Here is a 25,934-nt window from a genome sequence, read left to right as displayed (position 1 = left end):
ATATGTTTATGCACATCTGTATTGAGTTTTAGTCAAAATAAAATTGATATAAATGCTGTATTTAACACTGCTAAACATAGTATTGCCATTAGTCAAGAACTAACTTACACAAATACAAGCAATAAAGTTTTAGATACCATTTACTTAAATGATTGGAGCCATAGTTACAGTTCTAAAACTACACCATTAGCAGAAAGATTTGCAGATGAATTTAAAACTACTTTTCATTTTGCTAAAAATGAGGATCGAGGTTTTACCGCAATAACCAGCATCAATCAAAACAATACACCTGTTTTTTTTGAAAGATTAGACAAAAAACATCCAGATGTAATAAAAGTCGCTCTTAACCAGCCTCTAAAACCTAACAATAGTTACACTTTACAATTAAAATATATTGTACAAATACCTAATAATAAGTTTACACGATATGGTGTAACAGATAATGGCGATTATAACTTAAGGTTTTGGTACATTACTCCTGCTATATTTGATGGAGAATGGCAGTATTACAGCAATAAAGATTTAGACGATTTATACCTGCCGGTTTCTTCAATTAACTTAACAGTATCGTATCCTAACAACTTTACAGCATTAACAGATCTAGAAACAAAATCAACTATAACTAGAGATACTATTATCACTACAGAGTTTACTGGTAATGATAGGCTTTCATCTAAATTTTCATTAGTAAAAAATAACGATTATAAAACAATCCAAACCGATTTTTTCAACATTCAATCAAATATAGATACAGAAGATTTAAAACCTGAAGAAGTTGCAATTGCTACCGATAAAGTTACTCAGTTTATTACAGAGCATTTAGGTGATTATCCTCATGATAAAATGTTATTAACATGGATAGATTATAAAAAAGATCCTATTTATGGATTAAACTTATTACCTGATTTTATAAGACCTTTTGAAGACACTTTTCAATATGAACTTAAAATTTTAAAAACCGCTTTACGCAGTTATTTAGAAAACACTTTACATGTTAATCCAAGAAAAGATTATTGGCTAATAGATGGTATTCAAATTTACTACTTAATGAAGTATGTAGAAACTTATTATCCAGACCAAAAAATTTTAGGAAAACTAGCAAATATTTGGGGCGTAAGAGCATTTCATGCTTCAGATTTAAATTTTAATGATCAATATCCATTTTTGTATATGCATATGGCAAGAACAAATCTGGATCAACCTTTGACTATGACTAAGGACAGTCTATTAAAATTTAATAAAAATATATCTAGTAAGTATAAAGCTGCTGTAGGATTAAATTATTTAGACGATTATATAGGAAATAACTTAGTAGATTCTAAACTATCAGATTTTGTAAAAACCAATAAGTTTAAACCTATAAACTCAGCAACTTTTAAAAAGCTAATAAATAGCAATACAAACAAGGATACAAAGTGGTTTTTTGATGATTATTTAACTACAAATACTAAAATAGATTATAGAATTAAAAAAGTTAAAAAGAAAAAAGACTCTTTAGAAATTTCTATAAAAAACCTTAGAGATAATAATATGCCAATTGCGCTTTTTACATTAAAAAATGATAGCGTAACATCCAAACAATGGATAAATGGTTTTAAAGGCACAAAAAGTATTGTTATTCCTAATTCAGATCCAGATGTATTAGCTTTAAATTACGATAATGTTGTTCCAGAATTTAATCAGCGTAATAATTTTAAAAAACTTAACGGATTTTTCTTAACCAATAAACCTTTACAATTTAGATTATTTAAAGACATAGAAGATCCTAATTATAGTCAAGTTTTTTTCATGCCAGAATTTGAATATAATTTTTACGACGGATTATCACCTGGATTAAAACTTTACAATAAAACGTTATTAACAAAACGATTAAATTACAAGCTAAGCCCAAAATTTGGTGTAAAAAGCAAACAGTTAGTAGGAAGCGCATCGGTTTCTTACAGTGCAAGACCAGAAGATTCAGACAACTTTAGAACAAGATATGGGTTATCAGGAAATTATTATAATTATGCTCCTAATTTATCATACACAAGCTTTACACCGTTTATAGATTTCACCTTTAGAGACCATAAAAATTTAAGAGATAATAAAAGAGAATTTTTAACATTTAGATATGTAAACATTAACCGAGAAGTTGACCCTACAGGAGAATTTGAAACCATTGGTCAACCTAAATACGCTGTATTTAATGGTAGATATGGTATAAATGATAGAAACCTTAAAGAATCTCAATATTGGAACATAGATTTACAATTTGCAGAAAATTTTGGAAAACTTTCAACAACACTAGAATTTAGAAATCTAAACGAAAAAAATAAACAATTTAACGTACGCATATTTACTGGTTTATTTCTGTATAACAAAACGTATCAAGAATCGGATTTTTTTAGTTTTGCTTTAGACAGACCAACAGATTATTTATTTGATTACGATTATTTAGGAAGAAGCGAAGAACAAGGATTACTTAGTCAACAACTTATTATTGCAGAAGGAGGATTTAAATCCAAATTACCTCAACCATTTGCCAACCAATGGATTACCACTTTAAACACTAGTGCAACGTTATGGCGATACATTATGGTTTATGGTGATGTTGGAATAATAAAAAACCAAAATTTTCATCCAAAGTTTGTCTACGATTCTGGTATAAGATTAAATCTAGTAGAAGATTATTTTGAATTATATCTACCTATATACTCTAATTTAGGTTGGGAAATTGGGCAACCAAATTATGATCAAAAAATAAGATTTATTGTCACTTTATCTCCAAAAACACTGTTAGGATTATTTACAAGAAGATGGTATTAATCACTACTAATTATTTTAAAAAATTCTTAACAGAAATGCTATATTTGAAACAATAATGCATTTTTAACAAAAAAATATAACTTAAATTATATTTTTCTCATAATTTTAAGACAAAACCAAATTGCAAAAATCAGATTAAATACCTATTTTTGCTCGTAACTTATTCCTTAATTTATGCAAACAAAATCTAACACAAAAAATGCACTTTCTTTTGAAGACTTCAAAACAGAAGTTTTAAACGACTATAAAGTAGCTATAACTAGTAGAGAATGTAGCTTACTTGGACGTAGAGAAGTGTTAACCGGAAAAGCAAAATTCGGTATTTTTGGTGATGGTAAAGAAGTACCACAACTAGCTTTAGCAAAAGCATTTAAAAATGGGGATTTTAGATCTGGATACTATCGCGATCAAACATTTATGATGGCAATAGGAGAATTATCTATAGAGCAATTTTTTGCAGGTCTATATGCAAATACAGATCTTAAGGAAGAACCTATGAGTGCTGGACGACAAATGGGCGGACATTTTGCTACGCATAGTTTAGATGAAAAAGGAAACTGGAAAGATCTAACCAAACAAAAAAATTCTAGTTCTGATATATCACCAACAGCTGGGCAAATGCCTAGATTATTAGGTCTAGCACAAGCTTCTAAAATTTATAGACATGTTGAAGGTATAGATACCGAAAAATTTTCAAATCAAGGTAACGAAGTTGCATGGGGAACAATTGGTAACGCAAGTACTAGTGAAGGATTATTTTTTGAAACTATAAACGCTGCTGGTGTACTTCAAGTACCAATGGTTATAAGCGTTTGGGATGACGAATACGGTATTTCTGTACACGCAAAACACCAAACTACTAAAGAAAATATATCTGAAATTTTAAAAGGATTTCAACGTGATAAAGACAACCAAGGATATGAAATTCTTCGTGTAAAAGGTTGGGATTACGTTAACTTAATCGAAACCTATGAAATGGCAGGTAAAATTGCCAGAGAAGAGCACGTACCTGTATTAATACATGTGCAAGAATTAACTCAACCACAAGGTCATTCTACTTCTGGATCGCACGAGCGTTATAAATCTCAAGACCGTTTAACATGGGAAAGAGAACACGATTGCAACGTAAAGATGCGTGACTGGATGATATCTCACAACATTGCAACAGAAGATGAGCTAGAGACCATTGAAAAAAACATAAAAAAGCAAGTTAGAGATGGTAAGAAAGCAGCTTGGACAAGTTATTTAAAACCAATTTTAAATGAAAAAAACGAAGCTGTAACTTTATTAAACACATTAGCAAGTACAAGCAGTAATAAAGTGTTTATTGAAAAACTGATAAACGATTTAAATGAAATAAAAGAACCAAATCGTAAAGACGTTATTTCTACTGCAAGAAAAGCATTACGTTATGTGATTACTGAAGAAAGCCAAGCAAAAAACCAGTTAATCACTTGGATTGAAAACTATTTTGCTGAAATTCAACCAAAATATAGCTCAGATCTATTAAACGAAACAGAAACTGCTGCAATCCATATAGAAGAAGTTAAACCTACTTACGATGATAATCCAGAACAAGTTGATGGTAGAGTTGTTATTCGTGATAATTTTGACGCTATATTTAGCAAGTATCCAGAAACTTTAATTTTTGGAGAAGACTCTGGTAATATTGGTGATGTAAACCAAGGACTAGAAGGATTACAAGAAAAATATGGAGATTTACGTATCGCAGATGCTGGAATTAGAGAAGCTACTATATTAGGACAAGGTATAGGAATGGCTATGCGTGGTTTACGTCCAATTGCAGAAATTCAGTATTTAGATTACTTAATGTACGCATTACAAATAATTAGTGACGATTTAGCAACAGTACGTTACCGTACAAAATCAACACAAAAAGCACCATTAATTGTACGTACACGTGGACATAGATTAGAAGGAATTTGGCATTCTGGATCACAAATGGGCGGTATTTTAAACCTAGTAAGAGGTATTCATGTTTTAGTACCAAGAAATATGACAAAAGCTGCTGGTTTTTATAATACGTTACTAGAAAGCGACGAACCTGCTTTAATTGTAGAATGTCTTAACGGTTATCGTTTAAAAGAACCAAAACCTAATAATATAGGTGAATTTAAAACACCTATAGGTGTTGTAGAAACAGTAAAAGAAGGTACAGACATCACCTTAGTATCTTACGGTTCTACGCTTAGAATGGTAGAGCAAGCAGCTAAAGAGCTTTTAGAAGTTGGTATAGATGCAGAAGTTATAGATATACAATCTTTACTGCCGTTAGACATTAATCATGATATTGTAAAAAGTGTAGCAAAAACTAACCGATTAATGGTTATTGACGAGGATATGCCTGGTGGCGCTTCCGCTTACATTTTAGATGAAATCATCAACACTCAAGGCGCATTTAAACACTTAGATAGTGTTCCAAAAACATTAGCTGCTAAACCGCATAGACCAGCATATGGAACAGATGGTGATTATTTTTCTAAACCATCTTTAGAAGATATTTTTGAAGCTGTTTATGCTGTTATGCACGAAGCTAATCCAACAAATTATCCTAAATTGAGATAAATAACTTTACGTTTTAATTAAAAAAAGCGCATCTAAATTAGATGCGCTTTTTTTTAGTTTTTTATAAACTTCTATTCTTCTAAAAACTTAATTAATAGATTATTTAATTCTTCTTTATGTGTGATATTTAAACCATGTGGCGCACCTTTTATAATATGAAACGTATTATTTGATATTCCTTCGGTAGCTTGCTTTGCAGAAGTTTCTATTGGCACAGTATTATCTGCATCTCCATGAATGATTAACGTAGGTACGTCTACATTTTTTAATTCATCTCTAAAATCGGTATGCATCCAAGCTTTAGCCGCTTCAATTGTTCCGCGTGGCGATGCATGAGATGCTACGATAAAATCATAATCTAATTGAGCTTGACAAACTTTATCTTTATTGTCTTCATAATTATAAAAACCTTTAGAGAATTCTTTTAAGAAACCAACTCGATCATTTTCTAAAGCATCTTTAATTCCTAATAAATCCTTTTCTGGTACGCCTGTTGGATTGTCTTCTTTTTGTTTAACTAAAGGAATAATGCTACTTATTAATGCTGCTTTTTCAATGTTTTTGGTTCCGTAATCGGTACAATACCTAACAACTTCTCCTCCACCCATAGAAAAACCAACAATAATGGCATTTTCTAATTCTAATTGTGTGATAATTTCATTTAAATCACTAGCTAATGAAGAGTAATCGTAACCATTCCAAGGAAAAGAACTAATCCCAAATCCACGTCTATCATAAGATATACAACGGTAACCAGCTTCAACAATTTTCCATACTTGATGTTCCCAAGATTTTCTACTAAGTGGCCAACCGTGAATTAGAATAACTGGTTGTCCTTCACCATAATCTTCATAAAAAATATCTACGATTTCTTCTGTATTTTCATTTGTAATAAAAGGCATAATTAAATTTTAATTGGTTATTTATTAAAGGTAACTCACTTATTATCAACCTAGAGTTAAACTAATAATAAACATATATTAAATTATGTTAATATGTTTAAGTCTAAATAGTTATATTTAATCTTTTCTAAGTAATATGACTAATAACAATACCGATTTAACCACTAGAGATTGGTTAGCTATAGAACGTACAAAACTAGCTAACGAACGAACTTTTTTAGCCTACTTTAGAACTTTTCTGGTTATTTTAGGTACAGGCGTTACGATTATTAAATTAGATGTATTTGCAGACATTAGAACATATGGTGTTTTACTAATTTGTATTGCTCCAGTAATTTTATTAATTGGTATTTATAGACTTTTTAGAGTTAAAAACACAATTAGAAAACACTACAAAATATAGATGAAATCTGCTACTGTTGCCAACATACGTAAAGAATTAAAACATAAATCTAACGAAGAATTAGCCGAGCTTTGTCTACGTTTATCTAGATTTAAAAAAGAAAATAAAGAATTACTTACCTACTTACTTTTTGAAGCAGATTACGAAGCTGGCTATATCGAAACTATAAAAACTGAAATTGATGAACAGTTTGACCAAATTAACACGAGTAGCTTTTTTTACATAAAGAAAAGCGTTAGAAAAATATTACGTAATACAAAAAAGTACATCCGTTACTCACTTAACAAAGAAACTGAAGTTGAACTTCTTTTATATTTCTGTCAAAAATTAAATGCTATGACGCCTTCAATATCTAGAAACACGACGTTGACCAATCTTTACGACAGAAATATTATAGCAATTAAAAAGAAAGTAAAAAATCTACACGAAGATTTACAGTATGATTATAATAATAAATTAGATGAACTAAATGAATTTTAATTACCTTTATGTATATTAATTTTTTCATTGCTTATAAAAACTAACATATTTAAATGGTGTATAGTAATTCTATTCACCGCTACGGTTCATTCTCAAAATGAATCTGCTAACTGGTATTTTGGAGATAATGCAGGTTTAAACTTTAATTCCTCCAATCCTACTCCTTTAATTGATGGAGCTTTAAATACAAAAGAAGGTTGCGCAACAATATCTGACCCATTAGGAAATCTATTATTCTATACAGATGGAAAGACTGTTTATGATAGAAATCATAATATTATGCCTAATGGTACTGGTTTAATGGGTGATAGTTCAAGTACAGAATCTGCTATTATAATTCCCAAGCCTGGATCTTCTTCTAAATTTTACATTTTCACTACAGATAAACCTAGTTATTTTTTAACACCAAACGATCCTATAGATGGTTTAAATTTTTCTGAAGTAGATATGCAACTAAATAATGGTTATGGAGATATAATAGTTTCTACTAAAAATACTCATCTAATTACTTATAATCCAAATGATGCAGAGCAAAACGAGTATAAAAATTCTGAAAAATTAACCGCTGTATCGCATGATAATGGTTTAGATGTTTGGGTAATTACCCAATTTATGAATAAATTCTATTCCTTTTTAGTTACACCTAATGGTGTAGAAACTTCTCCTGTTGTATCTACAGTAACCCAAACGGTATTTCCTAGAATTAATGATGATGGCGCCAATATTACAGCTATTGGTTATTTAAAAGTGTCTCCTGATGGCAAAAAAATTGCAATAGCGCATAGCTCTACCTCATTAGGAAGTCCTACAACAGGACAAAGAAAATCAGGAAAAGTACTAATATATGATTTTAATAATTCTACTGGATATGTGACTAATGAAGAATTGATTTTGGATAACACTTACCCTTATGGTGTTGAGTTTTCTCCTAATTCAAAAATATTATATGTAACAGCTTCTAAATTTGATATAGATAATATATTTATAAGCAGTGATCTTTTACAATATAATCTAGAGTCTAACAACATTCCTAACAGTAAACTAATTATAAACACATCAACAAACGTCGCTGGTGCTTTACAACTTGCAATAGACGGTAAAATTTACAGAGCAGGATATGTAATTTTTGGTTCTGGTACTCATCTTTCTGTAATTAATAATCCAAACGTACTTTCGTCAAGTTGTAACTACAGTCACAATTCGGTGTTTTTAAATAACAAAACTGCTCAAATAGGTCTTCCTCCTTTTATTCAATCAATTTTTAAATTTTCTTTTAATTATGAAAATGTTTGTTTAAATGAAAGCACTCATTTCCTAATCACTTCAGAAGATCCTTATGATTCTGTCTTTTGGGATTTTGGAGACGGAACTACATCAAACTTAGAAGAACCGATTCATAATTATTCTCAAGCAGGCATTTACACCGTTAGTTTAACAATGACAATTAATGGCATAGATTATGAGCCTCTAATTAAACAAGTACAAATTGTTGAAGCGCCTCAAGTTATTCAAAATGAATATGAGTTAACCGAATGTGATCTATACGACAATAATAGTAATGACGGCATTACACAATTTAATTTACAATCTGCTAATCCCTATTTAGTTACAAATTCCACGAGTAACTTTAATGTGTTTTATTACAACTCATTAAACGAGGCGATTAATGATATAAATAATACATCTGCATTACCAAATATTTACGAAAACCAATTTAATAACGAATTAATTTATGCTAAGGTAGTAACACCTAATACAAACTGTTACAATATTGTAAATGTTAGATTAAAAACTACTCAAGCTATAAACTTAGGCCAATTTTATTTAGAATCATGTGATATAGACTATACAAACACAGGTCTTTTTAATTTAAATGAAATTAGAAATCAAATTCTAAATACAGTTAATTTACAAGGACAAATAACAATTAATTTTTATGAGAATCTTGATGATGCCTACAATATGACAAACCAATTACCTGATTCTTATGAAGCGAATAACTCAAATATTATTATTGATATTAAAAACAATAATGTTTGTTACGGGACAGGTTTCTTACAATTAACTGTAAACGATTTCCCCTATTTAGAAAATCAAGTTATTGAAGTTTGTGGTTCTAATTACCCAATTACTATAGATTCTGGTATTGATTACAATTTGATTAATGATTATTCATTTTCATGGAATACAAATCAAACTACATCTAATATCAGCATAACTAATCCTGGTAATTATAGTGTTTCTGTGATTAACAACATAACTAATTGTAACAAAATTATAAATATAACAGTAAATAATATAGCTGCACCAATAATACAAGACGTAATAATAGAAGACTATAATATAACTATACTTCTTGACAATTTAAATGAAGATTATCTATTTGCAATCGATGATCCAAATGGAAATTTTCAATCTTCTAATTATTTTGTAAATGTAAGTCCTGGAAATCATACTATTTATATAAAAGATGAATTTAATTGTAATAACCTAAGTATACCTATTAAAGTAATTGGATTTCCTAAATACTTTACTCCTAACAATGATAATATTAATGATTTTTGGAATGTTAAAGGTTTAGATTTAAATAACGGTAATCCAGTTTTATCAATATATAACAGGTTTGGAAAACTAATTTACTCTTTTAACCCTTTAAACAATATAGGTTGGGACGGCACATATAATAATCAATATTTACCTACAGATGATTACTGGTTTTTATTAGAAATCCCTAATAATGAATATTATAGTGGACATTTTACCCTAAAAAGATGATCACTTTTTTTCTTCCAATCGTTTTATCATTGCTTTCATCTGTTTTATTTCTTTCTCTTGAGCTTTTATAATTTCTTCTGCTAATTTTTTTACTTCAGGATCTTTAAAATTGGCATTATTACTTGTAAGAATTGCAATCGAATGATGAGGAATCATAGCTTTCATCCACTTAACGTCATTTACAGGTATCTGATTTCTTACCATAAAAGTAGATACTGCCATTAGAAACAAACTACCTAAAACTATTATTATATTTTTAGATTTATTTTTATACATATGTTGCATGAATAAAAACATAATTATAGACATTCCTCCAATACCTATAAATGTCATATACATTCGTGTCCAACTAAAAAATACGTGATCAAGTTGATATGTATTAAAGTACATAGTAATGTACATTGAAATTGCAGAACAGATAAGCATTAATAAAAATTTGGTGTACTCAGATTTCATATTTAATAGGTTTATTTTTGTTTCCTATTAAATTAATGCTTTTAAATTAATTATCATTTTTTATGTTAAAGGCTGTTAAATTAATTTACATTTCAAATAACATATTTTCTGCGTAACGTAAACCCGTAGCTATTAAATTACTTCGGTTTTTTGCTTTTTGGTTAAAGTTGTTAAGTTGTTGTCTATCTAATTTTCTTCCTCTTATAAAGACTAAACTTGGTTTTTGTAGCGTTGACAAATCTGATAATGGATTATCTTTAGTAAGTATAAAGTTTGCTGTTTTACCAACTTCAATACTTCCTAAATTATTCATTATTTTGTGTGTTTTTGAGGCATTTATTGTAGCGGTTTTTAACACTTCGTAATTTGATAATCCTGCCTCTTTATAAAATGCTAATTCCTTATGTAAGGAAAAGCCTGGTAAAGTGACGCCAATTCCAGCATCGGTACCACAAATAATTACACCATCAGCATTATTAAGTTCTTTTATAATTTTTAAATGAAAATCATGTTGTTTCTTGATAGTGGTTTCAATGTTTTCATCTCTTAATTTAGTGTTTTGCCATCTATCAAATTGTGCTTTACTATCTACTTCTTTCAGTAAAGGATTCATGTAAGCTAGTCCTTCTGAAGATAAAATTTGATCATCAATAATCATTTGATAAATGTTATTGTAAACGGTTAATGTTGGACAAAAGTGCGTGTTTTTATGATTTGAAAAATTACTAATAACCGCTTTTAACTTTACCGTGTCTAAAGTATATTCTAAAGGTTGTTGTACAATATCTTCTGCATGTTCAATAGATTTAATCTGCGGATTAAAATGATAACTATAAGGCACTTTTTGTGATGGATGAGCCACAATATCCATATCCGATGCTTGTGTTTGTTCTAAAACTGCATCAAAAATATCTTCAGATAACCCATAGTAAGTTTTTATAAAATCATACCCTTTTTCTTTGTATCGTTTTATATTTTCTTTGGCTTGCTCTGGCGATATCAAGTTTAAGTTATCGTCACCTATAAATTCTGGTCCTGTTAATTTTGGTCCCGTTGTATAAAAGTTAGGTGCTAAAATTTCGTCTTTATTTATTAACTCTTTAAATCTTAGATGCATTGGCATTCCCCAAACATTTCTAACTGATGTTACACCGTTAGAAAGATACAGTCCAAGCTCATATTTATCCCAAATATGAACGTGCATATCTATTAAACCTGGCGACAAATACTTTTGTTGCCCATCAAAAATTTCTATGTTTTCAACTTTTATATGATCTGCTATTTGTTGGATTACACCTTCTTTTACATATACCATTTTATTTGTCAAAACAGTATCTATATGCATTGGGATAACATTTACGTTCTTTATAATGTAAGAGTTATTTTTTGCTGTTGGATTGTTATTTACTTTTAAATAACTTGTATTGTTATTATCTACAGCTACAATAATTAAAAGCGATAGAACTAATAGTAAGATTAAGGCTAAAAAAACCTTAAAGATTTTTTTTAGAATTTTCATGAAGATGATTTTTTGATGATTGATTATTAGCGATTTAAAACTATAAATAAAGTTTTAAAGTGTAAATATAGTTATTATCTTCAATTGAATTGAAATAAAAAAAGCAAGCTGTTATAACTTGCTTTTTTATACTAAAAATTAAAATTAAATCTAACCAATTTTTACACTAGTCATAGATAAAGATCCTCCTAAATACTGATCGTTAAATAGTAGTTTTTCATCTTTATTGTTTGCCATAGCCATTACATAAATTAATGGTAAATAATGTTCTGGTGTTGGTATGGCTAAATTAAATGCTTGCGTTTGATTTTTAAAATCTATTAACTGTTTATGGTTACTACTTAAAATCCATTCTTTCATTTTTGTATTAGCTTCTATTGCCCAATCGTAACCATAATTATCATTAATTTTTGACCATTCTAAACGTCTTAAATTATGCACCATATTACCACTACCTACAATTAAAACTCCTTTATCTCTTAATCGGTTTAACTGTTGTGCTAAATCAAAATGCTGTTGTCCGTTTAGTGTGAAATCTAAACTTAACTGTATAACAGGCACATCTGCTTTTGGAAACATATGTTTTACTACGGTCCAAGCACCATGATCTAATCCCCATTGATGGTCTAAATGTACTGTATCTTCAGGTTGTACTATGGTAGAAATCTCCTTAGCCAATTCTGGATGTCCTGGAGCAGGATATTGTACTTCATAAAGCGCTTTAGGAAAACCTCCAAAATCATGAATCGTCTTTGGAAACTCCATTGCAGTCACTTTTGTTCCTTTTGTTTCCCAATGTGCCGATATAACAATAATTGAGTTTGGTTTTTCTAATAATTCTCCTTGTTTTTTAAATCCTTGAACAAATTGATTATCCTCAATTCCGTTCATAGGCGAACCGTGTCCTAAAAAAAAGACAGGCATTCGTTTTGTAGATTTAAACGTACTAGATAATTTTTCTAAAGAATTTAAAGAAGTTACCATTGGTATTGCTGCGCTTGTTAAGCCTAAATTTATTATAAAATCTTTACGATTCATAGTTAACTATAAACCTCTGTTAAATATTGCTTTACTGTTTTAGGTTTTCTTCCTAAAAATTGCTCTAAAGTATTATTTTCTAATTGTAATTCTCCTTTAGCTTGTGCTACAGAAAAAGATGTTAACATACCTATATACTCATCTGGCACATTATTTTCTTTTAAAATAGTTTGATAAGTATCTGGTTTTGGTGATGTATAATTTACAGTTTCACCTTTAATACTTGATAATTGATTTGCAATCTCTTGATAAGTCACTGCTTCATTATTTACTAGAGGATAGGTTTGATTTTTATGTCCACTTGTAGTCAATACATGCGCTGCAGCTTCTGCTAACTCGGCTCTTAATACTGAGTTTGATTTACCATCTTCTGCAGGTAATAAAATCCCATCCTTTATAACATTTTCTCCTAAAAACATTGGTAAAATATCTAAGTATAAACCGTTTTGTAAAATAGTGTAATCTATACCACTGTCTTTTATCCATTGTTCTGTTTTTTGATGTGTGTCTTGTAAAAAACCAATTGCTGAATCTTTAGCATCTACATTTCGTATAAAAGAAGTGTAAGCAATAAAATCTACTCCTGCTTCTTTTGCAGCATTAATAACATTTTTATGTTGTGCTTCTCTAGTACCAATTTCGCTACCAGATACAAACAATAATTTATCAACGCCTTTAAAAGCTTCGACTAAACTATTGTAATCATTATAATCGCCTATTTTAATATTTACGCCTTTTTCTTTTAAAGCATGAGCTTTTTCTTCAGATCTAACTAAAGCTGAAATATTTGATGGTACTACATCTTTTTCTATTAATGAATGTATTGCATGTGTACCATATTCTCCGGTTGCTCCTGTAACTAATATCATTTTTTTGTGTTTTTAATTATTATTTGAAACAAAATTAATATTTTTGCTATACAAAGTATATCTAATACTGATAAAATAGCAGTATACTTAAGTATAGTCGAATCTTAAATATCTAAAAATGAGTGAAGTAAAAGACATTTCAACAGTTAAAGCTTGCCCGAAACAATTTGTTTTAGCGATTAATGATACTTTAAATGTATTAAGCGGAAAATGGAAATTACCAATAATTGCTTCTTTACTTTACGGAAAATCAAGATTTAAAGACATACAAGAAAACATTGAAAAAATCACACCAAGAATGTTATCTAAAGAATTAAAAGATCTGGAAATGAATGGCGTTGTAAAACGTACTGTGTACGACTCTACTCCTATTTTAATCGAATATTCTTTAACCAAATCTGGTGAAGCTATCTTAAAAGTTTTAGACGCTATGGTTGATTGGGGAATTGATCACAGAAAAAACACATTAAATCCAAAATAAAAAAAGCAAGCTTAATAAGCTTGCTTTTTACTATCAATCAATCTAAAACCTATGCAGTTTGCATTTGGTGTTTACCTTCGTAAACTTCTTCTATTAATTTTTTATTAAATGCTGGTAAATCGTTAGGATTTCTACTAGTTACTAGTCCTTCATCAACTACTACTTCACTATCTTCCCACATGGCTCCTGCATTTACAATATCTCTTTTTATAGAGTCGTATGATGTTACTTTTCTATCTTGTAAAACGCCAGCTTCTGCTAATAACCATGGTGCGTGACAAATTGCAGCAACTGGCTTTTTATTTGCAAAAAACGATTTAATAAATCTTACAGCATCTTCGTTACGTCTTAAAGTATCTGGATTAATTACTCCGCCTGGTAATACTAAAGCGTTATAATCGTCTTGAGATACCTGATCTATAGTTTTATCAACTTGATACTCGTTACTCCAATTTCCGTCTTTCCACGCTTTTATTGTTCCTGTTTTTTCAGAAACAATGTGTACTTCTGCGCCAGCTTCTTTTAAAGCATTCATTGGTTCTTTTAATTCGCTTTCTTCAAATCCGTTTGTAGCTAATATTGCTACAGTTTTATTATTTAAATTTTTCATTTTTTTTGATTTTAAGGTTAATTTTTCTTTTCATCTAAATTACTCAAAATCAATCCTATTGAAGAATTTAAGCCAGCGTTTAACCTTATTTTAATAGGCTTTGTTAAAAAAGAATTGGGTTGTGTTAAAATCGTTAATGGAAATTAACAATTTTATTTAGGCTCAATAATCAAGTAAACCGAAGTACTATCACCAACATTTATAACTTCATGTATTGATAGTTGGTCTTTACTCCACGTTGTTCCTGTTGGAACTGTAATGGTTTTTGTTCCCGAAGTATCTGTAATTTTAAATGTTCCTCCTTTTAAAGTATAACCAAAATGTGGATTATGATAATGTTTTTCGTGTCCTACTCCTGGCGGAAATGTACATTTTAATATGCGTTGTTGTTTAGTGTCTTGTAAGACTTCGCATACTTTTTTACCGTTCCAACCTGCTTGTAAAGGATCTGGAAGTGTTTGTGTTGTTTTGCAAGAAAACAAGGAAAAGATTAATACAATTGAAAAAAGGTGCTTCATTAATTTAAAATCTTAACCAATAATTCCTTTAGCAAATCACCTTGTGGTACCGCATTACTATTTACACCTTTGCTTTTTACATCAAACTCTCTAAGTAGAGCAACCACTTGACTTACTTTTCGCATTGGGAAGTTTCTTGCAGCATCCAAATATTCGTTTACAAAATAAGGATTAACTCGTAATGCACTTGCCACACTACGCGGATTTCTATCTTTCATTCCGTGTAATTGTAGTAATTGAGAAAAGAAATTAAAGAGCAAAGCAACAGTAACAACCATTGGATTATCTTTTGGGTTATCTGCAAAGTATTGTACAATTTTAAATGCTTTCTTACTATCTCTTGCGCCTATTGCTTTTCTAAGCTCAAAATTGTTGTAATCCTTACTAATCCCAATATTTTCTTCGATATGCTCTGGCGTAATTTGTGTGTTTTTAGGTAAAACTATTTGAAGTTTTTCAAGTTCATTATTGATTTTCCCTAAATCTGTACCCAAAAATTCAACTAACAGTTGAGAGGCTTTTGGCGTAATCGTGTAACCTTTAGGTGATAAGACACGTTTAATCCAATCTGGTACTTGGTTATCGTATAGTTTTTTACTTTCAAAAACAACACCAGATTTTTTTATCGCCTTATAAACTGCTTTACGTTTATCTACTGTTTTGTATTTATAACAAAGCACCAAAACGGTTGATGGTTGCGGGTTTTTAGCATAATCATCCAACTTGTCAAACGTACGTGATAAATCTTGCGCTTCTTTTACAATAACCACTTGGCGTTCTGCCATCATAGGAAAACGCTTTGCATTGCTCACAATATCTTCTACTGCTACATCACGACCGTACAAAATCATCTGGTTAAAACCACGTTCTTCTTCTGCAAGAACAGTTTGTTCTATAAATTCTGAAATTTTATCAATATAATAAGGCTCTTCACCCATTAGTAAATAAATGGGTTTGATATTTCCGTTTTTTATATCTGTTACCAGTTGTTTGACGTCGTCCACAAGCTTAAAATTGCAAGTTTAAAATTCCAAAAATATGACATGGAATTTGCTTTTTTATTATTGTACCTTAACTTTGAAATAAATTATACAGCGTTAATGCTAGACCTCAATTTTCCAAAGTTTTCGTTTCGTTTCAAAAATAGCGAAAATAAAGTATCTATCTTTGATGTGATACGTAAAAAATTTATCGTTTTACAACCTGAAGAATGGGTAAGACAGCATTGCGTTCATTATTTAATTGAAGTCAAAAATTATCCAATATCTTTAATTAACGTTGAAAAGGAGCTGAAAGTAAACGACTTAAAAAAACGTTACGACATTGTTGTTTACAATACTGACGGAAGCATTAAATTAATTGTTGAATGTAAAGCGCCTAAAATTAATATTAACCAAGATACTTTTGATCAAATTGCGCGTTATAATCTTACTTTAAATGCAGAGTTTTTAATGGTAACCAACGGTATAAATCATTATTATTGCAAAATGGATTTTGATGCTGAACATTATCAGTTTTTAAGGGATATTCCGGAATATAGTCAGCAGTAGAAAGTACGTAGTTGGCAGTAATAGAAAAAAACACATCAACAAACAACCAATATTGAAAATAGCAGTAGTCATATTAAATTGGAACGGAAAAGCACTTTTAGAGCAGTTTTTGCCTTCTGTTATTGATTATTCTAAAGACGCCACAATTTATGTTGCAGATAATGCATCTACAGATACTTCTGTTGATTTTGTAAAAACCAACTTTCCTGAAGTTAAAATCATAGAAAACAAAACAAATGGTGGCTATGCAAAAGGTTATAACGATGCGTTACGTTTTGTAGATGAAGATATTTTCTGCTTATTAAACAGCGATATAGAAGTAACTAAAAACTGGCTACAACCTATTTTAAACGCTTTTAAAACAGAATCTGATACAGCAATAATTCAACCAAAAATTTTGGATTATAAAGACAAAACTAAATTTGAATATGCTGGCGCAGCAGGTGGATTTATTGATAAATACGGATATCCTTATTGTAGAGGTCGAATTTTTAATACCATAGAATCAGATACTAATCAATATCCAAACTCAAACATTTTTTGGGCTTCTGGAGCATGTTTTTTTATAAGGAAACAAGTGTTTAATCAACTAAATGGTTTTGACGAATCCTTTTTTGCTCATCAAGAAGAAATAGATTTATGTTGGCGAGCTTTCAATTTAAATTATAAGACTAAATACGTTTCAGAAAGTACCGTTTTTCATGTTGGTGGCGCTACTTTAAAAGCCACTAATCCCAAGAAAACTTACTTAAATTTTAGAAACAGCTTAATTACTCTTACTAAAAATGCATCGGGTAATATATTCTTACTAATATTTTTTAGATTAATATTAGATGGTATTGCTGCGTTTAGGTTTTTAATTTTATTAAAACCTAAACATGTATTTGCCATCTTAAAGGCTCACTTTTCTTATTATAGTCGCCTTAAATTGATATTAAAACAACGTAAACAATTATCACAAAAAAAAGACTACTACTCTTGCACTTCTATTGTTTACGCTTACTTTATTAAAAAGGTCAAAACGTTTTCTAACCTTTAAAACAACTTTTAGCAAAAGTTTTGTTAAAGCTTATTTTAACATTTTAAATATTTATACTTTTGGTATGAATAAATTAAATTTTATCCAATTAACTATGAAAAAAATCCTATTACTTAGTGCAAGTGCACTTTTATTATTAAGCTCGTGTGTTTCTAAAAAAGAATATGCAGCTTTAGAAGCAAAACATAAAGAAACACAAGACCTTTTAAATACTGCTACAGTAAAATTAAACTCTTGTTTAGCAGACAAAGCTGCTGAAGCTGCAAGAGTGAAAGAATTACAAGACCGTTTAGCAGATATGAAAGCTAACAACCAAGCGTTAATACAAAGTACTAAAGACATGACTGTATTAACTACAAAAGGTGCAGAAAACTTAGAAAAATCTTTAGAAAGCTTAAAAGAGAAAGATTTAAAAATCTCTAGATTACAAGACGCTTTAACTAAAAAAGACAGTGTTACTTTAGCTTTAGTGACAAGTTTAAAGAAAGAAGTTGGTCTTAATGATGAAGACATTGAAATTAATGTTGAAAAAAGCGTAGTATTTATCTCTTTATCTGATAAATTATTATTTAAAAGTGGAAGCTACGACATTACAGATCGTGCAAAAGAAATCTTAGGTAAAGTAGCAACGGTAATTAATGGTAAGCCTAATTTTGAAGCTATGGTAGAAGGTCATACAGACAATGTACCATACAGAAGAGGCGTATTATTAGATAACTGGGATTTAAGTGTTAAACGTAGTACATCTATTGTAAGAGCGTTACAAGAATTAGGTGTAAAACCAGAGCAATTAATTGCTGCTGGACGTGGTGATCATTTACCTTTAGTTCCTAACACAACTGCTGAAAACAGAGCAACTAACAGAAGAACAAAGATTTATATCTTACCAAAAATCGATCAGTTTTATAACATGATTGAAGAAGAAATGAAAAGCTTATCTGAAGAAGGTAACTAATCATTTTCTTATAAAATATATGAAAAGCTCAACTTTAGGTTGAGCTTTTTTTATGTTTATTATTCGCTCCAAATAGCTAATTCATTACCCGAAGGATCTAAAAACTGAAAGCGTTTTCCGCCAGGAAAAGAAAATATATCTACCGAAATTGTTGCTCCTAACTGGATTAATTTTGTTTTAATAAACTCTAAATCGTTGTGATACAAAACTACCAAAACACCATTAATAATTGGTTGGTCTGTTTTTTCAAAACCACCATCAAGTCCGCTAGATTCAAAAGCAATATAACTATCGCCATAATCTGTAAATTTCCAGCCAAAAGCGTTGTTATAAAAGGTTTTTGTCGCTTCTAAATCTGTAGATTTAAACTCGACGTAATTAATATGATTGTTTGTTGGTTGCATTTTCTGTTTTAGTTTATTCTCTACAATTACTAAAGATAAAATATATTGAAATTACTTCTCGATACAATTTACTCATACTTTGTAAATAACTCGAAGTGACGTGTTGAATTATATTGCTTAGCAATACTTTATTTCAATAAAAACTCATTAAAAAATCTCTAAACTTCCTTTACCTTCTCTCACAATTAAAGGTTCGTCTTGAGATAGATCAATTACTGTTGATGCTTGATTATCACCGTAACCGCCATCTATTACAAGATCTACAAGATTGTCCCATTTTTCATGGATTAACTCTGGATCTGTAGTGTATTCTATAATTTCATCTTCATCTCTAATAGATGTTGATACAATTGGATTACCTAATGCTTTTACAATATCTAAAGCAATATTATTGTTTGGCACACGTATACCAACTTCTTTTTTCTTTTTAAACGCAGCTGGTAATGTTTTGGAACCTGGTAAAATAAAAGTATAAGGTCCAGGTAATGCACGTTTTAAAATTTTGAATGTTTTTGTGTCTATTTGCTTAACATAATCTGATAGATTACTTAAATCGTGACAGATAAAAGAGAAATTAGCTTTTTCTAATTTTACACCTTTTATTCGAGCAATTTTTTCTAAAGCTTTTGTATTTGTGATATCACAACCTAAACCGTAAACTGTATCTGTTGGGTAAATGACTAATCCGCCTTTTTTTAAAACCTCAACCACTTGCTTAATCGCTTTTGGATTTGGGTTTTCTTCGTATATTCTAATAATATTTGCCATTTGTTTTATTATTAAATTAAAACTTCTCGATACATTTTGTTCGTGCCTCACAAAACACTCGAAGAGACGTTAGTGTTCAAACTTTGAACTAAAGTTATCCTATTACATCTAATTTTGCAAAACGTAATAACAGCTTTTTAACGCCAGCTACTTCAAATTTAATTTCTGCTTTAGTATCTGTTCCTTTACCTTCTATTTTTAAAACTTCACCTTTACCAAATCGCATGTGACTAACAATATTTCCTACTGCTAAATTACCGTCAAATAAATTGGTGTTTGGTACATCATTTTTACCTAAAGCATCAACTTTTTTAAGGTTTTTAGGTGTAGATGCTACAAACTTTTCTGGCGCTTTGTCTTTCTTTTTAAATTTTGGTTGTACTGGTTTTTTAAATCTTATTTTATTTGGCTCAACATCTCCAAAAATATCTGCAGATAACATTGGATTTATGCGTCTTTCTTCTGGTGGCGTAATATTTTCGATAAATTGATCATCGATTTCTTCTATAAATCTACTAGGATCAGAATCTACTAATTTTCCCCAACGGTAACGTGATAAAGCATACGTTAAATAGGCTTGTTTTTCGGCTCTAGTTAAGGCTACGTAAAACAGTCTTCGCTCCTCTTCCAACTCGCTACGCGTATTCATGCTCATAGCACTTGGGAATAAATCTTCTTCTAAACCTACTACAAAAACATTATTAAATTCTAGTCCTTTTGCAAGGTGAATGGTCATTAACGCTACTACATCATCATCGCCTTTTTCGTTATCTAAATCTGTAGCCAATGCAACATCTTCTAAAAACTCGGCTAAATCACCTTTGGCATCTGCTAATTCTTGCTGTCCTTCAACAAAATCTTTAACACCGTTTAGCAATTCTTCAACGTTTTCTAGCCTTGTTACACCTTCTGGAGTTCCGTCTTTATTAAACTCGCGCATCAAACCACTAGATTTCACAACGTGTTCTGCAAGTTCAAAAGCGGTAGCAGTTTGATTCATCACTTGATAACTTTCAATTAAAGTCACAAAATCACGAAGTTTATTTTTGGTACCGTTATTTATATTTACTTGAACTGTGTCAATTTCTTTTAAAATTTCCCAGATGGTTTTACCCAAACCGTTGGCTGCAACCACTAAACGATCTATTGTAGTTTGGCCAATACCTCTTCCTGGATAATTGATAATTCGTTTTAAAGCTTCTTCATCTGAAGGATTTAAAATCAAACGTAAGTAAGACAATACGTCTTTAATTTCTTTACGTTGATAGAAACTTAAACCACCATAAATTCTGTACGGAATATTTCGTTTACGTAATGCATCTTCCATTGCTCTAGATTGCGCATTGGTACGGTATAAAATGGCAAAATCGCTATTGTTTAGCTGCTGATTCATTTTGGTTTCCCAAATGGTGCTTGCTACATAACGACCTTCGTCACCATCGGTTAAACTTCGATGGACTTTTACTTTTGGTCCTTCTTCATTAGCCGTCCAAACTACTTTATCTAACTTAGTTTGGTTATGGTCAATCACTGAATTTGCTGCGCCAACAATATTTTTTGTAGAACGGTAATTTTGTTCTAATCGGTACAATTTTACATTATCATAATCACGCTGGAAATTAAGAATGTTATTAATATTTGCACCACGAAAGGCATAAATACTCTGCGCATCATCACCTACCACACAAATATTTTGAAAACGATCTGCCAATGCACGTACAATTAAATACTGACTGTGGTTTGTATCCTGATACTCGTCTACCAAAATGTATCTAAACTTGTCTTGATATTTTGCTAAAACGGTAGGAAAACGTGTTAAAAGCTCGTTTGTGCGCAATAGTAAATCGTCAAAATCCATTGCGCCAGCTTTAAAACAACGGTCTACATATGCTTTATAAATATTACCCATTTGTGGTCGCCTCGCCATAGCATCTGCTTCCATCAATTCTGGATTATTAAAGTATGCTTTTACAGTGATTAAACTGTTTTTGTAAGATGAAATTCTGCTGTAAACTTGTTTAGTTTTATACAGATCTTTATCTAAATTCATCTCTTTTATTATCGATCCTAAAAGTTTTTGAGAATCTTGCGTATCGTAAATTGTAAAATTGCTCGGAAAACCTAAATGATGTCCTTCTACTCTTAAAATACGTGCAAAAACCGAGTGAAATGTACCCATCCAAAGATTTTTAGCTTCACTTTCGCCAACAATTTGTGCAATACGCTCTTTCATTTCGCGTGCTGCTTTGTTGGTAAAGGTTAATGCTAAAATACTAAAGGAATCTACGCCTTTATGCATTAAGTAAGCTATACGATACGTTAATACTCTTGTTTTACCAGAACCTGCACCAGCAATAATAATCATTGGTCCATCTACTTGAATTGTTGGTTCTAATTGCGCGTCGTTAAGTTGAGAAAGGTACTTTTCCAAGGGTAATAATTTTTGTTGTAAAAATAACCATACCTCTTGGTTTTACTAAAGGTTTTTATCAATAATTATAAACAATTAAAGCATTGCTTCTTTTAATCCAGATCTAATACTTATCCAAATAAAATTAAATATTGATTTATGTTTAATACGCTGTATATCTTTTACGGTTGCTTTTTTAAAATTGTCTGCTTGATCTTTACTATCACTAGAGACTAGTAAATTTACAATACTGGATAGTAGTTTATTTTTTTCTTTACCATTGTCTTTTAAAACGGTAACATCAAAATTTTGATATTTTGTTTTTAAATCAATATTAGAAGTATTAGTGTTTCCATCTATGGTAAAGTACGTTTTTTGTAATTCGCCATTTAATCTTATATTTAAATTTGGTTCCATAAATTGGTTCATTTGGCTTGCTTTAAGCAAACCTAGATCGGCTTTAAATACAAACTGATCTGCAAGATTATTCACATTAAAACTCCAATTAACATTTAAAGAAGAATTATCCATAAATGTAGATGAAATATCGATAGTTGTCGTTACTGAGTCTGCATACGCATTACCCAAATTAGCAATTTTTGCATTTAAATTAGAGAATAGTAATTTACCAGCTTGTTTTTCTGCTTTCATTTTTTCTTCATAAGTAATTGAAGCGTTTTCAATCTGTACATTTTTTACTTTTAAATCGAAATTTAAATCTCTTAATTGCTTGCTATACATTTGTTTTTCAGAAAAATCATCTGCTACTAACTTATCTCTGTAAATGTTGAAATTCGGATTTTTTATTGCAATGTTTTCGCTATTAAAACTGAAAATACTGTCGTTTTTAAATCCTACTTTATAATCATTAATAGTAATTTCTTCAACTTTTAAATCATAGTAATCACGTTCTACTTTTAGATGTTTTGAGAGTTCGTGTTTATCATATTTGGTTTTGATGTTTAAATCGGTAAACGTTGCGTTGTTTTTATTGATTTCAATCTTGTGTACAGTCAAATTTTCAAAATCGTTTAAGACATAAAATGTTTGATTAGCCGAAAGATTAAAATCTTCAAATTTAAAAGGAATGTTAGCCTTAAAAGTGTCTTCATTAAACCTCATTTTTAAGGTAGACATATTTAATTGATCTGACTTAAAAAGCACAGTTTCAGTATTAAAATCGAAAATTTCAATCATGGCATTATCTACTGAAAAACGTTCAATATTTACAGGTATTTTAACCTGATTATTGATTTGAATATTAAAATCTTTAGAAGATACTTGTTTGTTATAAAAGTGAGTAATTTTTGGAGATTTCACGTTTATATTTTCAATATCAATAGTGTTATTATTCCAATAATTCCAATAGCTAACACCTTCAATACTTAACGTTTCTAGTGCTAATTGTGTGTTTATTTTATCGGTAGTTTTTCCTTTAATCGTTAATAAAGGCGCTTCCAATTTAAAATTGCCTACTAACACGTCTAAATCTATCGATTTATACTGTAAGTTGAGGTGTTCTGGTAAATTTGATATATAGTTTTCAACTTTATTAATAACTATATTTTTAGCAATAAAATAGCCAATTGTCAAAGTAATTAATGACAAAATTATTACTAGAATGGTTTTTTTTGTTTTTGTGGTCATTTACTAAAGATAGCACATCCAAATTATAACCATTCTATTTTATAATTATATTAACTAAACAAAAATGATAACTCTGTAATTTTATTATTTTTGAATAAACTTCTTATAAATGGAATCAATTTTAGACTTTCTTTCTAACATTACTTGGTGGATGTGGATTATTATTGCTTTGGCTATTGTGGCAATTAGAGATATTATACAAAATAAACATACTATTAGTCACAACTTTCCTATTGTTGGTCACTTTAGATATATGTTAGAAAGTATTGGTCCAGAATTAAGGCAATACCTTGTCGCTAATAACCGTGAAGAACTTCCTTTTAATCGTATAGAACGTGGTTGGGTTTATGCGTCTTCTAAAAATGAAAATAATTACGAAGGTTTTGGTACCGATAGAGATATTTACGCACATCAGCATATTTTTATAAATAATGCAATGTTACCTTATAAGTTAGAAGACAATCATCCTAACAAAAAGGACAAACACTTTTTACCATGTGCTAAAGTCATGGGCGAATACAATAAACGTAAAAGACCTTACAGACCAGCATCTGTAATTAACGTGTCTGCAATGAGTTTTGGATCTTTATCAGCTAAAGCTGTAGAGTCTTTAAATAAAGGCGTAAAACTTGCTGGCGCATACCATAATACTGGCGAAGGTGGATTATCACCATATCATAAAAATGGTGGCGATGTTGTGTTTCATTTTGGGACCGGATATTTTGGTGTTAGAGATGACGATGGTAATTTTTCTATGGAAAAATTACAACAATTAGTCAAAGAGAATCCTTTTGTTAGAGCAATAGAGGTTAAATTATCTCAAGGTGCAAAACCAGGAAAAGGTGGTGTTTTACCTGGTAGCAAAATCACTAAAGAAATCTCTGAAATTAGACACGTGCCAATGGGTGAAGATGTACTATCACCACCAAATCATTCGGCTTTTAATACCATTCCAGAATTAGTAGAATTTGTAGAAGCAATTGCACAAGAAACCGGTTTACCTGTTGGTATAAAAGCTGCTATTGGTAAACTTGAACAATGGGAAGAGTTAGCAGATTATATGAAAGCTAACAATAAAGGTCCAGATTTTATTACTGTAGATGGCGGCGAAGGTGGTACTGGTGCTGCGCCACCAAGTTTTGCAGATCATGTGTCTTTACCTTGGGTTTATGGTTTTGGTGATTTGTATAAATTATTTAAAGATAAAGGACTTACAGAGCGTATTGTATTTATTGGAAGTGGTAAATTAGGGTTTCCTGCTAAAGCAGCTATGGCATTCGCCATGGGCGCAGATTGTATAAATGTAGCGCGTGAAGCTATGATGAGTATTGGTTGTATACAAGCACAAGTTTGTCACACCAATCGTTGTCCTGCTGGCGTTGCAACGCAAAACAAATGGTTACAACGCGGTATAAATGTTCCTTTAAAAAGCGAACGCTTAGCGCAATACTTTAATACATTTAAAAAAGAATTATTAGAAATTACTCACGCTGCGGGTTATGAACATCCTTGTCAATTTAAAATGACTGATGTTGAAGTTAATGTAGACGACCATAATCTTAGTAAAGAATTAGACCGAACTTACAATTACAATAAAGTTGAAGTTCCGTTTAACGGTGTTCAGGCTTTAAAAGATTGTATGCATTTAGGTGGAAAAGCCTAAACTTTTTTCAATAATAAAATATATAAACAACTTACTTGTACAATACACTTAAA

The 25,934-nt window shown here is 30.3% G+C and carries 22 protein-coding genes; 10 read left to right on the top strand and 12 right to left on the bottom strand.

Features of this window, described 5'->3' with window-relative positions; translation table 11 throughout:
- Window positions 1-21 precede the first annotated feature (21 nt).
- Both IFB02_RS10920 and IFB02_RS10915 read left to right on the top strand, forming a co-directional pair.
- Window positions 22-2,808, top strand: a complete 2,787-nt coding sequence (locus IFB02_RS10920; protein WP_165569194.1) for a M1 family metallopeptidase — start codon at window positions 22-24, stop codon at window positions 2,806-2,808.
- A gap of 174 nt (window positions 2,809-2,982) precedes the next feature.
- Window positions 2,983-5,394 (top strand): alpha-ketoacid dehydrogenase subunit alpha/beta, encoded by a 2,412-nt coding sequence (locus IFB02_RS10915; protein WP_191072759.1) that lies wholly within the window; start codon window positions 2,983-2,985, stop codon window positions 5,392-5,394.
- 71 nt (window positions 5,395-5,465) lie between these two features.
- On the opposite strand, the gene IFB02_RS10910 is transcribed toward IFB02_RS10915, so the two are convergent.
- Complete coding sequence (locus IFB02_RS10910) at window positions 5,466-6,296, bottom strand: alpha/beta fold hydrolase (protein WP_106688385.1); 831 nt, start codon at window positions 6,294-6,296, stop codon at window positions 5,466-5,468.
- 136 nt (window positions 6,297-6,432) lie between these two features.
- Here IFB02_RS10910 and IFB02_RS10905 point away from each other — a divergent pair, with 136 nt between their 5' ends.
- The 3 genes from IFB02_RS10905 to IFB02_RS10895 are packed head-to-tail and all read left to right on the top strand — an operon-like array spanning window position 6,433 to window position 9,954.
- Window positions 6,433-6,699 (top strand): DUF202 domain-containing protein, encoded by a 267-nt coding sequence (locus IFB02_RS10905; protein ID WP_106688384.1) that lies wholly within the window; start codon window positions 6,433-6,435, stop codon window positions 6,697-6,699.
- Complete coding sequence (locus tag IFB02_RS10900) at window positions 6,700-7,179, top strand: hypothetical protein (RefSeq protein ID WP_106688383.1); 480 nt, start codon at window positions 6,700-6,702, stop codon at window positions 7,177-7,179.
- Window positions 7,180-7,206: 27 nt separating this feature from the next.
- Window positions 7,207-9,954: a T9SS type B sorting domain-containing protein gene (locus IFB02_RS10895; RefSeq protein WP_106688382.1), complete on the top strand. Its 2,748-nt coding sequence runs from the start codon at window positions 7,207-7,209 to the stop codon at window positions 9,952-9,954.
- Here IFB02_RS10895 and IFB02_RS10890 read toward each other — a convergent pair whose 3' ends face one another.
- From IFB02_RS10890 to IFB02_RS10875, 4 genes are all read right to left on the bottom strand, one after another.
- A complete protein-coding gene (locus IFB02_RS10890) occupies window positions 9,955-10,410 on the bottom strand; it encodes a DUF305 domain-containing protein (protein WP_191072758.1) in 456 nt (151 codons plus the stop codon). It lies immediately after the preceding gene.
- 85 nt (window positions 10,411-10,495) lie between these two features.
- Window positions 10,496-11,929, bottom strand: coding sequence for an amidohydrolase family protein (locus tag IFB02_RS10885; RefSeq protein WP_106688380.1), 1,434 nt, complete (start codon window positions 11,927-11,929; stop codon window positions 10,496-10,498).
- Between the two features lie 150 nt (window positions 11,930-12,079).
- The gene (gene ygiD / locus IFB02_RS10880; RefSeq protein ID WP_106688379.1) at window positions 12,080-12,967 is read right to left on the bottom strand and encodes a 4,5-DOPA-extradiol-dioxygenase; all 888 of its coding nucleotides are present in this window, start codon (window positions 12,965-12,967) and stop codon (window positions 12,080-12,082) included.
- A gap of 2 nt (window positions 12,968-12,969) precedes the next feature.
- Complete coding sequence (locus IFB02_RS10875; RefSeq protein WP_106688378.1) at window positions 12,970-13,836, bottom strand: SDR family oxidoreductase; 867 nt, start codon at window positions 13,834-13,836, stop codon at window positions 12,970-12,972.
- Window positions 13,837-13,954: 118 nt separating this feature from the next.
- Here IFB02_RS10875 and IFB02_RS10870 point away from each other — a divergent pair, with 118 nt between their 5' ends.
- Window positions 13,955-14,317, top strand: a complete 363-nt coding sequence (locus IFB02_RS10870) for a winged helix-turn-helix transcriptional regulator (RefSeq protein WP_106688377.1) — start codon at window positions 13,955-13,957, stop codon at window positions 14,315-14,317.
- Window positions 14,318-14,366: 49 nt separating this feature from the next.
- Here the strand turns inward: IFB02_RS10870 and IFB02_RS10865 are convergent, their stop codons facing one another.
- From IFB02_RS10865 to holA, 3 genes are all read right to left on the bottom strand, one after another.
- Complete coding sequence (locus tag IFB02_RS10865; RefSeq protein ID WP_106688376.1) at window positions 14,367-14,927, bottom strand: type 1 glutamine amidotransferase domain-containing protein; 561 nt, start codon at window positions 14,925-14,927, stop codon at window positions 14,367-14,369.
- A gap of 152 nt (window positions 14,928-15,079) precedes the next feature.
- Complete coding sequence (locus tag IFB02_RS10860) at window positions 15,080-15,445, bottom strand: cupin domain-containing protein (RefSeq protein ID WP_106688375.1); 366 nt, start codon at window positions 15,443-15,445, stop codon at window positions 15,080-15,082.
- Window positions 15,445-16,449 carry a DNA polymerase III subunit delta gene (holA, locus tag IFB02_RS10855; RefSeq protein WP_106688374.1) on the bottom strand — a complete coding sequence of 335 codons (1,005 nt, stop codon included), beginning with the start codon at window positions 16,447-16,449 and terminating at the stop codon, window positions 15,445-15,447. The genes IFB02_RS10860 and holA overlap by 1 nt, the downstream gene beginning before the upstream one ends.
- 96 nt (window positions 16,450-16,545) lie before the next feature.
- Here holA and IFB02_RS10850 point away from each other — a divergent pair, with 96 nt between their 5' ends.
- The 3 genes from IFB02_RS10850 (at window position 16,546) to IFB02_RS10840 (ending at window position 18,989) form a co-directional block, all read left to right on the top strand.
- Window positions 16,546-16,995, top strand: a complete 450-nt coding sequence (locus IFB02_RS10850; RefSeq protein ID WP_106688578.1) for a type I restriction enzyme HsdR N-terminal domain-containing protein — start codon at window positions 16,546-16,548, stop codon at window positions 16,993-16,995.
- Between the two features lie 52 nt (window positions 16,996-17,047).
- Window positions 17,048-18,034, top strand: coding sequence for a glycosyltransferase family 2 protein (locus IFB02_RS10845; RefSeq protein ID WP_106688373.1), 987 nt, complete (start codon window positions 17,048-17,050; stop codon window positions 18,032-18,034).
- Window positions 18,035-18,128: 94 nt separating this feature from the next.
- Window positions 18,129-18,989 (top strand): OmpA/MotB family protein, encoded by an 861-nt coding sequence (locus tag IFB02_RS10840; protein ID WP_106688577.1) that lies wholly within the window; start codon window positions 18,129-18,131, stop codon window positions 18,987-18,989.
- 59 nt (window positions 18,990-19,048) lie between these two features.
- Here the strand turns inward: IFB02_RS10840 and IFB02_RS10835 are convergent, their stop codons facing one another.
- The 4 genes from IFB02_RS10835 to IFB02_RS10820 all read right to left on the bottom strand — a co-directional run bounded on the left by IFB02_RS10835 (window position 19,049) and on the right by IFB02_RS10820 (window position 24,218).
- Window positions 19,049-19,393 carry a VOC family protein gene (locus IFB02_RS10835; RefSeq protein WP_106688372.1) on the bottom strand — a complete coding sequence of 115 codons (345 nt, stop codon included), beginning with the start codon at window positions 19,391-19,393 and terminating at the stop codon, window positions 19,049-19,051.
- Between the two features lie 147 nt (window positions 19,394-19,540).
- A complete protein-coding gene (locus IFB02_RS10830; RefSeq protein WP_106688371.1) occupies window positions 19,541-20,161 on the bottom strand; it encodes an L-threonylcarbamoyladenylate synthase in 621 nt (206 codons plus the stop codon).
- A gap of 94 nt (window positions 20,162-20,255) precedes the next feature.
- Entirely contained in the window at window positions 20,256-22,592 is a 2,337-nt protein-coding gene (locus IFB02_RS10825; RefSeq protein ID WP_106688370.1) for an ATP-dependent helicase, read from the bottom strand.
- Window positions 22,593-22,667: 75 nt separating this feature from the next.
- Window positions 22,668-24,218, bottom strand: coding sequence for a hypothetical protein (locus tag IFB02_RS10820; protein ID WP_191072757.1), 1,551 nt, complete (start codon window positions 24,216-24,218; stop codon window positions 22,668-22,670).
- 109 nt (window positions 24,219-24,327) lie between these two features.
- Here IFB02_RS10820 and IFB02_RS10815 point away from each other — a divergent pair, with 109 nt between their 5' ends.
- Window positions 24,328-25,881, top strand: a complete 1,554-nt coding sequence (locus tag IFB02_RS10815; protein ID WP_106688368.1) for an FMN-binding glutamate synthase family protein — start codon at window positions 24,328-24,330, stop codon at window positions 25,879-25,881.
- Window positions 25,882-25,934 lie beyond the last annotated feature (53 nt).

Source organism: Mesoflavibacter profundi (assembly GCF_014764305.1).
Lineage (GTDB): Bacteria > Bacteroidota > Bacteroidia > Flavobacteriales > Flavobacteriaceae > Mesoflavibacter > Mesoflavibacter profundi.
Note: the sequence above shows the minus strand (reverse complement) of the source record. Positions and strands in the feature narration are given on the sequence as shown.

What these genes read in the sequence shown, in the direction of transcription:
- ygiD (WP_106688379.1), bottom strand. Translation starts at nt 12,967, where the DNA reads ATGAATCGTAAAGATTTTATAATAAATTTAGGCTTAACAAGCGCAGCA.
- IFB02_RS10860 (WP_106688375.1), bottom strand. Translation starts at nt 15,445, where the DNA reads ATGAAGCACCTTTTTTCAATTGTATTAATCTTTTCCTTGTTTTCTTGC.
- IFB02_RS10910 (WP_106688385.1), bottom strand. Translation starts at nt 6,296, where the DNA reads ATGCCTTTTATTACAAATGAAAATACAGAAGAAATCGTAGATATTTTT.
- IFB02_RS10905 (WP_106688384.1), top strand. Translation starts at nt 6,433, where the DNA reads ATGACTAATAACAATACCGATTTAACCACTAGAGATTGGTTAGCTATA.
- IFB02_RS10885 (WP_106688380.1), bottom strand. Translation starts at nt 11,929, where the DNA reads ATGAAAATTCTAAAAAAAATCTTTAAGGTTTTTTTAGCCTTAATCTTA.
- IFB02_RS10915 (WP_191072759.1), top strand. Translation starts at nt 2,983, where the DNA reads ATGCAAACAAAATCTAACACAAAAAATGCACTTTCTTTTGAAGACTTC.
- IFB02_RS10875 (WP_106688378.1), bottom strand. Translation starts at nt 13,836, where the DNA reads ATGATATTAGTTACAGGAGCAACCGGAGAATATGGTACACATGCAATA.
- IFB02_RS10870 (WP_106688377.1), top strand. Translation starts at nt 13,955, where the DNA reads ATGAGTGAAGTAAAAGACATTTCAACAGTTAAAGCTTGCCCGAAACAA.
- IFB02_RS10890 (WP_191072758.1), bottom strand. Translation starts at nt 10,410, where the DNA reads ATGAAATCTGAGTACACCAAATTTTTATTAATGCTTATCTGTTCTGCA.
- IFB02_RS10830 (WP_106688371.1), bottom strand. Translation starts at nt 20,161, where the DNA reads ATGGCAAATATTATTAGAATATACGAAGAAAACCCAAATCCAAAAGCG.
- IFB02_RS10815 (WP_106688368.1), top strand. Translation starts at nt 24,328, where the DNA reads ATGGAATCAATTTTAGACTTTCTTTCTAACATTACTTGGTGGATGTGG.
- IFB02_RS10850 (WP_106688578.1), top strand. Translation starts at nt 16,546, where the DNA reads ATGCTAGACCTCAATTTTCCAAAGTTTTCGTTTCGTTTCAAAAATAGC.
- IFB02_RS10835 (WP_106688372.1), bottom strand. Translation starts at nt 19,393, where the DNA reads ATGCAACCAACAAACAATCATATTAATTACGTCGAGTTTAAATCTACA.
- IFB02_RS10820 (WP_191072757.1), bottom strand. Translation starts at nt 24,218, where the DNA reads ATGACCACAAAAACAAAAAAAACCATTCTAGTAATAATTTTGTCATTA.
- IFB02_RS10865 (WP_106688376.1), bottom strand. Translation starts at nt 14,927, where the DNA reads ATGAAAAATTTAAATAATAAAACTGTAGCAATATTAGCTACAAACGGA.
- IFB02_RS10900 (WP_106688383.1), top strand. Translation starts at nt 6,700, where the DNA reads ATGAAATCTGCTACTGTTGCCAACATACGTAAAGAATTAAAACATAAA.
- IFB02_RS10840 (WP_106688577.1), top strand. Translation starts at nt 18,129, where the DNA reads ATGAAAAAAATCCTATTACTTAGTGCAAGTGCACTTTTATTATTAAGC.